Below are 14,908 nucleotides of genomic sequence, written 5' to 3' on the forward strand. Positions count from 1 at the left end.
ATTATCTTATAGCAAGACGACCGTTACTTTGTCTGAACTCCCAACTCCTCCAAAACTTCTGGATAGAGCTGATACTCTGCTTCATGAATACGAGCTTCAAAGCTTTCAATGGTGTCATCAGCCAAGCGTGGCACGCGTACTTGTTTGATGACTTTTCCTGTGTCAACACCGCTGTCCACCCAGTGAATCGTGACACCCGATTGGTCCACACCTGCTTCCCAAGCATCTTCAATACCGTGAGCTCCTGGAAATTCAGGTAGGTAGGCAGGGTGGATGTTGATAATACGACCTTCGTAAGCCGCTAACAAAGTAGGACCAACAATCTTCATATAACCTGCCAAGCAAACCAAGTCAATGTCATATTCTTCAAGTAAAGCAACGATTGCCTCTTCGTAGGCGACTTTGTTGTCAAACTCCTTGAGTTCAAACGAATAAGCTGTCACACCGAGTTTTTCTGCACGCTCTAAGACATAAGCATCTCGGTGATCTGAAAAGACAAAGTCAACGGGAAATTGCTCTGCAATCACCTGGAAGTTTGAGCCATTTCCAGAAGCAAAAACTGCAATTTTTTTCATTACTTAATCACCACACTTGCGTCAGCTTTTTTCACGATACGGCCAAGTTCGTAAACAGGCTCGTCAAGCAAGGCTTTCACGCGCTCAACCTTATCAGGGCTAACTGCCAACATCAAACCAATGCCCATATTAAAGATTTCAAACATTTCTTCGTGTTTGATGTTACCGTATTTTTCAAGAGCTTTGAAAATTGGAAGAACAGGAACTTTATCTTCTTCGATTTCAGCAGCTAAATCATCCGCAAACATACGTGGGACATTTTCAATGAAACCACCACCAGTAATGTGAGCAATACCGTTAACCAATTCTTCTTTGATAAGTGGAAGCACCGCTTTAACGTAGATACGTGTTGGTTCAAGAAGAACTTCTTTTAATTTTTTGCCTTCAAGTTCAGGAAGTACTTCTTCACCTGTGTAATCAGCAAAGACACGACGGACAAGTGAATAACCATTTGAGTGAATCCCACTTGAAGCAAGTCCAAGAAGAACATCACCATCAGAAACTTTTGAACCATCAATGATTTGTGATTTTTCAGCAACACCTACTGCAAAACCAGCCAAATCATAATCATCTTCACCATACATACCAGGCATTTCAGCAGTTTCACCACCGATAAGAGCTGCGCCAGATTGAACACAGCCTTCGGCAACTCCAGCCACTACTTGCTCTAGTTTTTCAGGGATATTTTTCCCAGTAGCAACATAGTCAAGGAAGTAAAGGGGTTCCGCACCAGCTGCAATGATGTCATTAACACACATGGCAACACAGTCTTGACCGATTGTATCGTGTCTATCATATTTAATGGCAAGCATGAGTTTTGTTCCCACACCATCAGTTCCTGAAATCAAAACAGGTTCTTTCACACCAGTTTTTGTAAGGTCGAACATACCACCAAAGCCACCAAGAGCTCCCATAACACCTGCACGTTCAGTACGCGCAACGTGTTTTTTGATACGTGCAACAACTTCATAACCCGCTTCAACATCAACACCAGATTGAGCATAAGCATTTTTTGTCATAATATTTTTCTCCTTTTGGGAAATAGCAGAGCTAAACTCTATTACCATCTCTGTAAAAACTAACTTTCTTATCCAAACTAGCTAGATACTCTTCTTCGTAATCATAGAGTGGCGTTGGATACTTCCCATCAAAATAAGCCACACAGAGTCCGCCATTTGGAGCATCTGTTTCAATTCCAATAGAATCAATAAGTCCACCAATTGACAGATAAGTCAAACTATCCGCGCCGATAATTTCACAGGTTTCTTCAACCGTATGGTTAGCTGCAATCAATTCTTTACGCGTTTGAATATCAATGCCATAAAAACATGGATAGGCAAGAGCTGGGCTGCCAATAGCCACATGAACTTCTGTTGCGCCAGCTTCTTTCAAAAGCTGAACGATACGACGAGAAGTCGTTCCACGCACGATAGAGTCATCAATCATAACGACACGCTTGCCCTTAACAACTCCAGACACAGCAGATAGTTTCATTCGCACGCCTTGCTCACGCAATTCCTGAGTAGGCTGGATAAAGGTGCGTTGCGTGTATTGATTCTTGATAAGCCCCATTTCGTTTGGTAGGCCTGATTCTTCGGCAAAGCCCATAGCTGCGCTGAGTGAAGAATTCGGTACGCCAACCACAATATCCGCCTCATGTTTAAACTCACGCGCCAGCTGTGCCCCCATACGTTTACGAGCTGTATGAACATTGACTCCATGAATATTTGAGTCAGGACGGGCAAAGTAGATGTATTCCATAGAACAGATGGCCAGCTGCGTATCTGTCGTGTAGGTATCGTAAGTGATACCTGAGTCATCAATCACAACCACTTCACCTGGCTTAACATCGCGAATCCACTCGGCACCAACCACTTCAAAAGCACACGTCTCACTAGACACGACGATGGCTCCATTAGCCATCTTCCCAATAGAAAGCGGACGGAAACCATTTGGATCAAGGGCAGCAATTAGCTTATCTTCCATCATAAGGAGGTAAGCAAAGCCGCCTTTAACAGTGTTAAGAGCTTCCTTGACCTTGCCCATAAAGCTCGGATTGTGACTACGACGAATGAGATGCGCCAAAATTTCTGTGTCAGATGAAGACGAGAAAATCGCACCATTACGTTCCAATTCTGTCTTCAGGGTCTTCGTATTGGTCAAATTACCATTGTGTACCAGACCAAATTCCATGTCGTAAAATTTGAAATGGAAAGGCTGAATATTATCAATCGAAGCCTCACCAGCTGTCGCATAGCGAACATGCCCAATAGCAGCCGTTCCTGTTAATTTTTCTAGGTTGGCTGGATTTTTGAAAACTTCTGAAAGGAGACCTGTGTCACGGTGACGAAGAAGTTTTCCGCCATCATTGCTCAAAATGCCGGCTCCTTCTTGTCCGCGGTGTTGAAGACTGTGGAGTCCAAAATAAGTCACTTGAGCTGCTTGAGGATGCCCCCAAATCCCAAAAACACCACATTCCTCATTTAAAGATTTTACTTCGTATGTCATTTTATATACCTTTTTGCACTTAAATCCTAAGCTTCAATAAATTTACTTGCCAATTTATAAACTTGACGAATCTCTTTACTTTCTATTTTCCAAGTTTTTAACTCAACGTTCACCAAATCTGGAAATTTTTTGCTAATATCCCTTAAAGCATTCCCTACTGATTTTCTAACATATTCACTTTCATCCTCTTTTAAACTAGCTATTCTTCTAATAGCTTCGTTAGGATTTTTTTTAAAATATGGTCTACTTGTCCATATTCTTAGACCCTCTGTAACAGCTCTTCTCGTATTAGGATTGCTGTTTTTTAACCATTCGTCAATAATAGGAAGTGCTGTTTCATATCCTGTTTTCTTGCAAAATTCATCAAATGATTTTGCTAACACTTCTTGAACTCTCCAGTTGTCATCCTTGGAAACTTCATCTCTCATGAATATTAAAACCTCTTCGTCTTTTGATAAATACCCAAAAAGGAATACAGCATACATTCTTACTTGGTAAACATCAGATTGATAAGCTAAACATGCTAATTTCTTGATATATTCATCATCGTTGGACTTATAATCAGTTAAGGCTCTTTTTTCTTCCTCTTTAAATCCATGTTCTATGAGCGAAAAATCATTTTCTAGCCTTGCGACATATTGATTCATAATATCCTTTCTGCAAATAGGCCTTGAGCAAACGTCTATTCCCCAGTAAAGTATTTCACTGCACTTTCAAATAATTTCTGGTCTTTGTTTCCTGGAATATTTTGGAAGAGACCATTTTCATAACGTTCTGAATGTCCCATTTTACCGATGATTTGACCGTTCTTGCTTGTGATGCCCTCGATAGCGTTAACAGAACCGTTTGGATTGTATTTAGAATCCATACTTGGTTTACCGTCAAAGTCAACGTATTGGCTGAAGATTTGTCCATTATCACGCAGTTCTGCAAATTCTTCATCTGTTACGACGAATTTACCTTCACCATGTGATACTGGAATAGCATGAACATCACCCACTTCAACACCAAGAAGCCACGGTGAATTGGTATTAGCAATCCGGGTTTCAACCATTTTCGCCACGTGTTGGTTAGCATCATTGTAGAAAAGAGTTGGGCTTGTTTCAGTCGCATCTTCAAAGTTACCGTATGGAAGCAAACCTGATTTGACAAGTGCTTGGAATCCATTACAGATACCGATAATAAGACCACCTTTTTCAATAAAGCTGTCAATAGCTGCGCGGACTTTTTGGTTCAACAAGATATTGACAATGAATTTAGCCGAACCGTCTGGTTCATCAGCAGCTGAGAAACCACCTGCAAAGAAGATGATGTTAGCTTTACTGATATTGTCAACCATTGTGTCAACAGATGCTTCAATAGCTGCTTCATCAAGTGTTACAAATGGTACCAAGCTAACTTTTGCACCTGCTTGTTCAAAGGCTTTAGCTGAATCGTACTCTGAGTTTGTACCAGGGAATACTGGGATGTAAACCAATGGTTCAGCAACTTTTTCACTTGCTTTAATCACTGCATCTGAAGCAACTGCTGGAACATCTTCAAGTTTTGTACTCTGTTCAAATTCAGTTGGATAAACATCTTCAAGTTTGCCCTCAAAGGCTGACAAAAGTTTATCGCCTGCAAGGTTGACACCGTTGACAGTCAGTGTAAAGTCAGCTGTTGTTTCACCGATTTTGTTAACTTCAGCAATTTCTTCAGTAGATGTAAAGATAAAGCCACCGAGTTGTGCTGTCAAGCTTCTGTCAAGTTCAGCTATTCTCACATCAGCACCGATACGATTACCGAAGCTCATAAGAGCAAGACTTTCGATAAGACCACCATATTTAACAGCTGAAGCTGATGTGATATGGTGTGCCTTTTGAATCGCTTCAAATTTAGCAAAATTAGCTTTAATCAAATCAAAATCAATCTCTTGTGAAATAGCTTGCCCTGGGATGTAGTAAATGTATTCACCAGCTGTTTTAAATTCTGGCGAAAGAACATTACGACTATCAGCTGTTGTCACACCAAAAGCAACCAAGGTTGGCGGTACGGTCAATTCTTCAAATGTACCAGACATTGAGTCTTTACCACCGATTGATGGTAAGCCAAGTTGCAATTGCGCTTCGATTGATCCAAGAAGAGCTGAAACTGGTTGTCCAAAGCGTTCAGCTTGTTTATCCATACGTTGGAAATATTCTTGATAAGAGAAGCGTGCTTTAGACCAATTCGCACCTGTTGCCACCAAACGAGCTGTTGCTTCGATAACAGCGTAAGCTGCACCATGATATGGTGACCATTCAGCAATATAAGGATTGAACCCTTGAGCCATAACAGAAGCTGTTGTTGTTACGCCATTTTGAACAGGAAGTTTTTGAACTGAACTTTCTGTTGGCGTGATTTGATAACGACCACCAATCGGATGGTTAACCGTTGAACGACCAACAGAGCTATCAAAGATAGTTTGTAAACCTTTTTGACTAGCGTGATTAAGGTCAGAAAGAACATTTACAGTATCAGATTCAAGTGTCGCAGCTGAAGTGGTACGTTGTTCTGGCATGTCAACTTGACTGTCAACAACATTAGCATCAACCACCACGCGCACACCGTTTGTATCAAGGAAACGACGTTCAATATCAACGATTGTTTGACCATTCCAAGTCATAACAAGATTTGGTTTTTCAGTAACTGTGGCAACCACTACCGCGTCAATATTTTCCTTGGCACATTCAGCGATGAAAGCATCCACATCTTTTGGACGAACCACAACTGACATCCGTTCTTGTGATTCAGAAATAGCAATTTCAGTTCCGTTAAGTCCTTGGTATTTCAAAGGCACTTTGTTAAGGTCAATTTCAAGACCGTCAGCTAATTCACCGATTGCCACACAGACACCACCAGCACCAAAGTCATTGGATTTTTTGATGAGACGAGTCACATGACCATTGCGGAAAAGACGTTGAATTTTACGTTCTTCAATGGCATTTCCTTTTTGAACTTCTGCACCAGCTGTTTCAACAGATTCAACCGTTTGAACTTTAGATGAGCCAGTTGCACCACCGACACCGTCACGACCAGTTTTACCACCGAGAAGAATAACCACATCACCAGCTTCTGGTTTCTCACGAACAACATTTTCCTTAGGAGCTGCACCGACAACGGCACCAAGTTCCATACGTTTAGCGACGAAGCCTGGGTGGAAATATTCTTTAACGTAAGTTGTGGCAAGACCGATTTGGTTACCATATGAAGAATAACCATGCGCCGCTGTTTTAGAAATCACTTGTTGTGGCAATTTACCAAGACGCGTTTCTGAAATTGGTCTTGTAATATCACCAGCACCTGAAATACGCATTGCTTGATAAACATAGGAACGTCCTGACAATGGGTCGCGGATTGCACCACCGATACAGGTTGCGGCACCACCAAAGGGTTCAATTTCCGTTGGGTGATTGTGTGTTTCGTTCTTGAACATCAAAAGCCAAGGTTCTTTAACACCATTCACATCAACTTCAATTTCAACAGAACAGGCGTTAATTTCGTCTGACACTTCCATATCGTCCAAGCGACCATTAGCACGTTCGTAACGACCAAAGATTGTCGCCATGTCCATCAATGTTTGTGGCTTTTCAGAACGTCCAAGTCCATCACGCATAGCGATGTATTTGTCATAAGTTGCCTGTAATTGTTTTTGGAATTTAGACGCTGAAAAATCAATATGTTTAAGCTCAGTCTCAAAAGTTGTGTGACGGCAGTGGTCTGACCAGTAAGTATCCAAAACTTTCAATTCTGTTTCCGTTGGCACGCGCCCAATTGATTTGAAATAGTCTTGGATAAAGACAAGGTCATCAACTTCCATGGCCAAACCTTGCTCAGCTTTATAATCAGCAAATTCAGCCGCTGTATAAGTCTTGAAGAAATCAAGATTTGGAATCGTTTTGTCTGATTCTGAAAATGCTTGTGGCGCAATTCCTATTGTAATATCTTTAAAACGAGAATCTACTGGATTAAGAAGATAATTCTTAACCGCATCAAGTTCAGCAGTATCAATATCCTTGTTAACAAGATAAAGTTGAGCCGTATTAACTGTTACATCATTACTGCTACCAAGTAAAAGCAAAGCTTCTTGTGATGACGCTGCACGTTGGTCAAATTGACCTGGAAGTGATTCAATAGCAAAGAAAGCATAGTTAGAAAGTTCAGCAACCACATCACTCTCAGCTAAAATATTATCCGTTACTTGTTCAGAAAAAATGTGTTTTTCAGCACGTTCGAAAAGCGAATCTGCTAAACCAAAAACATCGTAGACTTGGACAATACGCAAGCTTGACAAGCTTGTCAACTGCAAATTATGGGTCAATTCCTTTACCAAGGACTGCGATTTAATCTGAAAATCAGCCTTTTTCTCAACGAAAATACGTTTGTCCATTTTATTTAAGCTCCTGTAATTTCTCAAGCACTACTTCATAAACATCTGTCAGGCTACCAAGGTCACGGCGAAAAACATCTTTATCCATGTGATGACCTTCAGCATCCCAGAGGCGGCAATTATCTGGTGAAAATTCATCTGCCAAGATAATTTTGCCATCCTTGTCCTTACCAAATTCCAATTTAAAATCAATCAATTTAAGGCCGATTTGGCTAAACCAACCTTTCAAAAGTTCATTAATACGACGTGTTTCTGCTTTGATATAAGCAATATCTTCATCGCTTGCAATATCAAGGAATTTCACGTGTTCATCATTGATGAAAGGGTCATCCAAGTCATCGTTTTTATAATAGAATTCTACGATTGGTGTTTCTAAAGCGATGCCTTCCTCTACACCAAAACGTTTTGAGAATGAACCAGCTGTAACATTACGAAGGACTACTTCCAGCGGAATAATATCAACTTTTTTATTTAATTGCTCGGTTTCTGACAATTGTTTAACAAAGTGAGTTGCCACACCAGCTGCATTTAATTTCTCAAAAATAAGAGATGAGATTTGATTATTAAGTACGCCTTTGCCTTTGATGGTTTCCTTGCGGGCTCCATTGAGCATGGTAGCTTGGTCCTTGTAGACCGAAATAATCAAATTCTCATCTTCAGATGTTGTGTAGATATCTTTAGCTTTGCCGGTATAAATAAGTTCGCGTGACATATTTTGTTCGCCTTTCATCTTTATTCTAGTAAATTCTAACACAAGAGTTTTTAAAATTCAAGATTTTACAGACTTTGTCGTGAAATAAAAATATCAACGTTCGTTATATGCGAATATTTTATTTTAAAACAGCTGCCAGCCCAAGCTAAAAAGAAAAGATGCCCTTTTAAAAGGACACCCATCTCCGTCAATAATTAATTTAGTCTACCAACTAGGTAATTTAACATGTCCCCCATGCATTCCAAATCTTCCACATCTTCATCTGGAATTTCCAAGTTAAACTCATCTTCCATACTAATGACGAATTCCATCAAGGCAATGGAGTCAACTCCTAAATCATCATGAAGACTGGTCGTTTGAGTAATCACCAAGTCTGGCTTGTGCAATTGTTCCCTGATAAGGTATGTAATTCTATCAAAAATTTGATCTTTTGTCATCTCTCTTCCCCCTATGATTTTTTAGGTGTAAAGGCCTCAACCAATTGTCCGACAACATTTGTTTCTAGCATCACTCGGACTTGTTTGATAGTATTGAAAACAGCCTTAGCATCACTTGAACCATGACATTTAACGACTGGCGCCTTCAAGCCAAAGAGAACTGCTCCGCCTGCGCTAGCATAGTCCATGCTATCTTTCAAGCTATAAAGACTATCCTTCAACATAAGAGCTCCCAGCTTAGCCTTCCAACCACCAGATTTGATAGAAGACTTGAGGCTACCTAAAATATTAAGAGCTGTTCCTTCCATAGTTTTAAGTACAGCGTTTCCCGTGAAACCATCGGATACAACAACGTCAGCAACGCCATTCATAAGGTCACGCGCCTCTACATTCCCCACAAAGTTAAGGCTTGGTTCGTTAGCTAGCAACCCATAAGCTTCTTTGTGAAGTGGATCGCCCTTGGTACTTTCTGTTCCGTTATTGAGCAGCCCAACCCGAGGTTTGTCAATACCACGAACATTTTTAGCATAGAAGGAACCAAGAATAGCATATTGTCGCAAGTGAGCCGGTGTATTTTCAGCATTAGCACCAAGATCTAACATGTCATAACCCTTGCCATCTGTTGTTGGCAGAGTTGACATGAGACCCGGACGATCAACGCCTTTGATACGGCCAACCACAAAGAGACCTGCAGCTAGCAAGGCGCCTGTATTCCCCGCAGAAACAACTGCATCTGCTTGACCTTCCTTGACAGCCTGAGCTCCCAAGACCATGGAAGCTTTCTTCTTACGACGGATGGCCTTGGCAGGCTCATCACCTGAACCTATTTTTTCATCCGTATGAACAATGCTAACGCGCTCTGTTGCTGTTAAATAGGGTCTGATCTTCGTCTCATCCCCATAAAGTTGAATTTCTATGTCCGTGAATTCGGCTAGGGCTTGGTTGACCCCCTCAACGATAGCCTGAGGAGCATTGTCACCGCCCATGGCATCCACAGCAATTGTTTTCATAAAATCTATCCTCTCGTCAACTGTACTGGGATTATTATAGCATGATTTTGGGATTTTTTCATTTTTTTGAAAAATTGCAAAGCTGCCTACTTTAGCTATCCCCTTATCTTATGCCTCGCTGATTAGCTTGTTTTTTCTTCTCTCCTCCTGTTATTTTGACGCGCGAATGATGCTGGATAAGCGATGGGGAATAGGTGCGGCTATATTGAGGAGAGCCGGCAAATTAATATAAATAGTTTCTTCCGTCATATTTCCTAATAATTCCACGTAAGCCATCAGATATGTAAACTGTTCTCAGAGTAACCCTCAGATAAACTGTCGTTATCATATTTTCCGAATGGGGTATACTTATAATTCTCACTATCACTCGGCCAAGAACCTATAATTTTAAATCCATCAATCTCTCCTAAAATATCATTACCCTGATAAGTTTTTTGCGTCTCCTGATAGATTTCATCAAAGATATTTTTAGGCTGACTAGCGTAATGATAGTAAATGCCCGCCAATAAAGCAAGTACCGCTAATGCTAAAATGCCAATTTTTTTCCGTTTCATAGATCTTCCTACTCTCCTGCTACCTTTTCTAAACGTTCTAAAAATCGTGAAACACCTTTATAATTCTCAGAAACATAGGCTTTCGAAGCCTTATCCCCTTGGGTAAGAACCTCATCCGGAACAAGGCTGGCATAAATGGTGCCTTTGACCTCAGCCCAATCCTCATTCTTGAGAAATTCTTTCTCTCGGATGGACGACCCTTGGGTAACGTCATTATAGTAAGAAGCCATGGCTTGGCTGTAAGAAACTCCCTTATCCATTCGACCAATGCAATGGTATCACCAATTTTCCCACTGGGTTTTAACAGTCACATTACCATAATCTTCAGGTGAGAATTGGCTATCGTAAATCGAACACCAGTCTTTCAGAACTTTTTGATTGACGATTTTGTCATAATACCCGTCCAAGTCTTTTGTTGTGATACCGTATTTTTTCAAATAAGACTTCACTTCTGATTCGTTATCAATATAGTTATCATGATTACCGTTCTCTAGAATAATTTGAACATCTTTTTGAAATAGTTTCTCACCCAAAGAATATTTACCAAAAATCCAAAGACGTGTACTTGTACTAAGTTCTTTTTCAAAAGAAATAAATATCGTTTTTGTAGCTTGTGTAAAATGAAAAGTCAAATGAACATTGCTATAGTCTTCTGAAAAAACATCATTATGATAAGTTATATTAGGGTAAAGTTCTGAATCACTACTATACTCTTGATACTTATGAACATCTACATTACTTAATTGATTAAAAATATTATTGCTTCGATAGGTTTTTTGTGTCTCCTGATAGATTTCATCAAAAATATTCTTGGGCTGATGAACATAATAATAAATTCCAGCTGACAAAGCGAGCACACATAAGATAGCTAAACTAATGATTTTCTTTTTCATAAAACTATTCTCCTACGGCTTCTAAACGACTAAGAAACTTCGATACATCCTCATAATGTTTAGAGATATAGGCTCTCGCCGCTTCTTCCCCTTTTCTGCGAATATCATCCGGAACAAGGCTGGCATAAATGGTCCCTTTGACCTCAGTCCAATCCTCATTCTTGAGAAATTCTTTCTCTCGGACGGACGCCTCTTGGGTAACGTCATTGTAGTAAGAAGCTATGGCTTGGCTGTAAGAAGCTCCCTTATCCATTCGACCAATGATATTAACGGCGTCTAAATCAGCCTTATAGTCATCCTCGCCAATACTTGGCTTCATATCACTGGCGTTATAGGTGGTATCCCCTTCCCAGCCTGATAAATCTTTGACTTGCTCCCTGCCCCCATATAGGTCAGACAACTGAAAACTTGCCGAATTGAGGTGGGTTGCCATGGTGATGGATTGGTGGGTAAAATCCGCGTTTCCTGCCCCATTATTGGAGTAAGCTTTTAAACGCTTATCCCAAAATTCCTCGAAACCTTTTGTTGTTCCATAAACTGATTTATAAGAATTTTTAGCACTTTCGTAATCCTTTGGTGTATTTGCTTTCATTTCTTCTGCAGATACCCCACCAGAAGATAAAGTATGCTGCAATCTCAGATTATAGGTCAACTGTTTGGCTTCTTGTTCACTAAGCCCTAACGTTTGGAAGATTGTTAAAAGTGGCTTGACCTTTTTCTGAGTTTCACCCGTTGTAGGATTGCTGACAAGGTCTTCCGAAAAATAAGGTGTCAGATAACCAGCCGTCTCATCCCATTTGACGCCATCATAAGACACGCCACCTATAAGCCTTAGGAAGACATAATCCCGCTGCTTTTGGCTGTAGTTCGATAATTGCTTATCTAACGCTTTCTTCACAGTCAAGAGTTGCCGCGCTGTCTTCAGGTCAAAGCCATACTCTGCCATCAGACTGGTGATAAAGGCCTTATCTGCTTTACTCACCGTCAACTCTTTGGTGGCTTGGTAGGCGGAGAGATAGGTGACCCAGCTAAGGTTACTTGGGGTATTGAAGACACCTTCTGCCGCATTCCAACTGCCCTTAACCTGAGACAAACCTATAGCCAGTTGTGAGGCAATATTATCTAAATCATCAAAAAGAGTAGCTGAATAAGGGTCATAGGCACGTAAATCTTCTAGGATAGTCTCATACACACGCTTATTGGCATGGTGCCCTCGCATCAGTTCTGTATTGTTCCGTCTGAGTTGAGCCTTCCTCTCACTGCTGGCTTTTAACTTAGAAATAGATTGGTTAATCTCATCTAGATGAGCAATCATGATTTCTTCTTGTCTTATCTTATCCAATAGGTCATCCTCTCGCCAGCTTTTGGTATCCACTCTGTCTTGATAATCTGCTGGCAGTTTGGCAATGGCTTTGGATAAGGTTTCTGCGTACAACTGTCCGCCTTGGGCTAGGGGAAGCAAGACACTGCTGAAAAAGTCCCTAGCTGAGTTGTAAGCATCACCTTGTAAACTCTCTGTGTCCTGTGCAAAGGTCTGAATGGCTGTTTGCAAAGTTTGGTAAGCTTCTAGTTGTGCTTGACACATGGTGATGACATGACCGCTTTGTGTCTGAGATTGCTCCAAATACATATCAATGCCCATAATGCTTCTCCTCTTCTTTCAAAACTTCCTTTTGCTTCTTATAGTAAATATCGTCTAGTTTATCTTCAAGCTGTCGTTCATCTTTTTTCAGTCCCTCAACATAATCCTCTAAATCATCAAACATCTGAGACTTGAGTTGTCTCATTTGATGAGCCATGTCTTCCAGCTGCCAAGCGTATTTACTTTGAAAAGCAGCCTCCCAAAGTTCCTGTTCTGCAAAACGACTATCACTATCATACCATTCAAAATCCCCATGCAGCTGCTCCGCACGAACACGTTGGCCAATCGCGTCATCTAACTGCTCGGATAGATTGCGTTCCTTTTTCATCAAGTCATCTAATCCAGACATACTCAACCCCTAAAATTCTCTGCCTCTGTATTATCTACAGCTTCAAACTCACTTGCCACTGAGTGAAGATTGTTAGCAGCTGTTGAAATAGCAGAGCTGATTTGACTAGCCAAGGTCTGTGTTTGTAACATCACCTGATGAGCTTTGCCATTTCCCTAAAGCGTCGTTTGCCTATCTTGATTGGCTGCCGCAATATCAGTTAAAGCCTGACAAGCATCTACCAACTGGCTAGCATAAGTTCGAGCAGTTTCTTGATTACTTTGGATTGTCGTTGACATTTAATACTCTCTCTTTTCATAAATTATCATTATTTTATCATAAAAGAAATTGCTTAGGAAATAAAAACCGCCCTATCCCCCGCTACATCAGGCTTTCTCTCTCCTTATAGCTTTAAACTACAGGTGTGTCTAGGAAAGTTCTCTAAGCAAAAGAGATTGACGGAGCTTCTGCTGTCATGAAAGACTGGAACTACGGTAAATGAAAACGACGTTATTTAGCGTAAAAAATGTTATAGAGAAATCGTAGCAAAGCAGAAAACGCTTGAACAGCAAAGGGGAAAGAAGGCAACTGAAGCTCAGATTAACTCAAGACAGCAGCCCTGAACCCAGATGACCCTCAGATGCTGCCTTTTATGGATGCTTGTCCTAGCTTTTGTCTATTTTGCCATGCATGATGGAGGAGTTTTATGACCAATACCCTTGTTGACTTTCGAGCATCCAGCCTCCCAAAAGCAGAGTTTGGCAAATTTTACACGCACTTTCTCAAAGATTTTGATGACAGTCAGATTATTCTGGATGATGAGGTTTCTGTGCCTCTCTTGACTAAAGCACGCAAGGTTCTAGCTACTTACAGTAAATCTCAAGAACGGGTTGACCTGACCCAATCAACGGCAGAACTTGTCAAGGCTGATGATGAGCGTGATACGAATATCCGAGCTCTGCTATCTTCTACCCCTGTTCTTGAGACCAGCCCTGATGAGGCAGAGCACATCGCCATCTATGCTCGTCGCAGCAGCAATCCAGCTTACGCCCAAAGACGCTGGCTTTCACCTTGTTCAAGCCTATTGTTCTTGACACTGACACGCCATAGCTCCTCTTAAAGAGGTATTGAAATTACTTGCCATTCTTAAAGAGAGCTCCATACTCTTTTATGCTCAATGATCAAGTACCATATCATGCTAACCCTTTGACGACTAGGCTCGTGAAGAAATCATCCACTGGATAACTCCTTTGTTCTTGCATCTATTTTTGATGATAGTTTCATTGAGGCCAACTGTGCTGACATAATATTCCTCTGCCCCAAAATGGTAATTACCCTATTTGTATTTGAGACTGATATGTTTATCAAACATCTAAGAGTACTCTTATCCATAAAACGTGAAACACTGAGTTTAGATGGAATAGTGACCAACATATAGATACGGTCTGGCATCAAATGTCCCTTGATATTTTCAACACCTTTATTGTACCGTATCTGGCGATTTTTATATAACAAGCAATACAGGCGGCTCTTTGTCTCACACCTTTGAAGCAAGGTAGGCTAAAGTCACATAATCATGACCACCCGTCTAACGGGTGGTTTGAACAGGGGCTATAAGCCCACATCACCAGCCAGCGCCTAAAGACGCTGGCTTTCACTTTGTTCAAGCCTCACTGCTTTTGACTCGTCACTTGCCTCTTAAAGAGGCGTTGGTATTACTTGCCATCATCCCTAAAGGGATCTTCGTATTCTTTTACGCTCAATTTATCTAGGGCGAGGTCATGTTTTTCTTGTTCTTGGATATATTTTTTGATAGTGGCTTCGTTCAGTCCAACTGTGCT

General features: G+C 40.9%; 14 protein-coding genes and 3 pseudogenes. 1 reads left to right on the plus strand and 16 read right to left on the minus strand.

All coding sequences use genetic code 11. The annotated features are described in order from the left end of the window. Positions 1 to 23: 23 nt before the first annotated feature. The 14 genes and pseudogenes from purN to A3GS_RS11375 all read right to left on the minus strand — a co-directional run bounded on the left by purN (position 24) and on the right by A3GS_RS11375 (position 13,366). Complete coding sequence (gene purN / locus A3GS_RS0102530; RefSeq protein WP_018363849.1) at positions 24 to 575, minus strand: phosphoribosylglycinamide formyltransferase; 552 nt, start codon at positions 573 to 575, stop codon at positions 24 to 26. Beyond that, positions 575 to 1,594, minus strand: coding sequence for a phosphoribosylformylglycinamidine cyclo-ligase (gene purM / locus A3GS_RS0102535; protein WP_018363850.1), 1,020 nt, complete (start codon positions 1,592 to 1,594; stop codon positions 575 to 577). The genes purN and purM overlap by 1 nt, the downstream gene beginning before the upstream one ends. 31 nt (positions 1,595 to 1,625) lie before the next feature. Beyond that, positions 1,626 to 3,083 (minus strand): amidophosphoribosyltransferase, encoded by a 1,458-nt coding sequence (purF, locus tag A3GS_RS0102540; protein WP_018363851.1) that lies wholly within the window; start codon positions 3,081 to 3,083, stop codon positions 1,626 to 1,628. Between the two features lie 26 nt (positions 3,084 to 3,109). Then, a complete protein-coding gene (locus A3GS_RS0102545; RefSeq protein ID WP_018363852.1) occupies positions 3,110 to 3,730 on the minus strand; it encodes a DNA alkylation repair protein in 621 nt (206 codons plus the stop codon). Positions 3,731 to 3,765: 35 nt separating this feature from the next. Then, on the minus strand, positions 3,766 to 7,491 hold the full coding sequence (locus tag A3GS_RS0102550; RefSeq protein ID WP_018363853.1) for a phosphoribosylformylglycinamidine synthase: 3,726 nt from the start codon (positions 7,489 to 7,491) through the stop codon (positions 3,766 to 3,768). Between the two features lies 1 nt (position 7,492). Then, positions 7,493 to 8,203: a phosphoribosylaminoimidazolesuccinocarboxamide synthase gene (gene purC, locus A3GS_RS0102555; RefSeq protein WP_018363854.1), complete on the minus strand. Its 711-nt coding sequence runs from the start codon at positions 8,201 to 8,203 to the stop codon at positions 7,493 to 7,495. A gap of 194 nt (positions 8,204 to 8,397) precedes the next feature. Next, on the minus strand, positions 8,398 to 8,640 hold the full coding sequence (locus A3GS_RS0102560; protein WP_018363855.1) for an acyl carrier protein: 243 nt from the start codon (positions 8,638 to 8,640) through the stop codon (positions 8,398 to 8,400). Between the two features lie 11 nt (positions 8,641 to 8,651). Then, on the minus strand, positions 8,652 to 9,650 hold the full coding sequence (gene plsX / locus A3GS_RS0102565; RefSeq protein ID WP_018363856.1) for a phosphate acyltransferase PlsX: 999 nt from the start codon (positions 9,648 to 9,650) through the stop codon (positions 8,652 to 8,654). Between the two features lie 275 nt (positions 9,651 to 9,925). Then, entirely contained in the window at positions 9,926 to 10,204 is a 279-nt protein-coding gene (locus tag A3GS_RS0102570) for a TipC family immunity protein (protein WP_018363857.1), read from the minus strand. Positions 10,205 to 10,212: 8 nt separating this feature from the next. After that, positions 10,213 to 10,464, minus strand: a complete 252-nt coding sequence (locus A3GS_RS11370) for a hypothetical protein (RefSeq protein ID WP_018363858.1) — start codon at positions 10,462 to 10,464, stop codon at positions 10,213 to 10,215. A gap of 18 nt (positions 10,465 to 10,482) precedes the next feature. Beyond that, positions 10,483 to 11,097, minus strand: a complete 615-nt coding sequence (locus A3GS_RS0102580) for a TipC family immunity protein (RefSeq protein ID WP_018363859.1) — start codon at positions 11,095 to 11,097, stop codon at positions 10,483 to 10,485. A 4-nt stretch (positions 11,098 to 11,101) separates the two neighbouring features. Next, positions 11,102 to 12,739 (minus strand): T7SS effector LXG polymorphic toxin, encoded by a 1,638-nt coding sequence (locus A3GS_RS0102585; RefSeq protein ID WP_018363860.1) that lies wholly within the window; start codon positions 12,737 to 12,739, stop codon positions 11,102 to 11,104. After that, positions 12,729 to 13,088: a DUF3958 family protein gene (locus tag A3GS_RS0102590; RefSeq protein WP_018363861.1), complete on the minus strand. Its 360-nt coding sequence runs from the start codon at positions 13,086 to 13,088 to the stop codon at positions 12,729 to 12,731. Before A3GS_RS0102590 ends, A3GS_RS0102585 begins: the two co-directional genes overlap by 11 nt. Positions 13,089 to 13,090: 2 nt before the next feature. Then, positions 13,091 to 13,366: pseudogene (locus A3GS_RS11375) on the minus strand (TIGR04197 family type VII secretion effector). 407 nt (positions 13,367 to 13,773) lie between these two features. On the opposite strand from A3GS_RS11375, the gene A3GS_RS0102600 reads away from it, so the two are divergent. Then, positions 13,774 to 14,187: a hypothetical protein gene (locus A3GS_RS0102600; RefSeq protein ID WP_018363864.1), complete on the plus strand. Its 414-nt coding sequence runs from the start codon at positions 13,774 to 13,776 to the stop codon at positions 14,185 to 14,187. Positions 14,188 to 14,334: 147 nt separating this feature from the next. Here the strand turns inward: A3GS_RS0102600 and A3GS_RS13015 are convergent. Further along, positions 14,335 to 14,552: pseudogene (locus tag A3GS_RS13015) on the minus strand (transposase); the annotation flags it as partial. Positions 14,553 to 14,782: 230 nt separating this feature from the next. Next, positions 14,783 to 14,908 (minus strand): annotated as a pseudogene (locus A3GS_RS11380) (IS200/IS605 family transposase); the annotation flags it as partial.

It is taken from the genome of Streptococcus caballi DSM 19004, assembly GCF_000379985.1.
Taxonomy (GTDB): Bacteria; Bacillota; Bacilli; order Lactobacillales; family Streptococcaceae; genus Streptococcus; species Streptococcus caballi.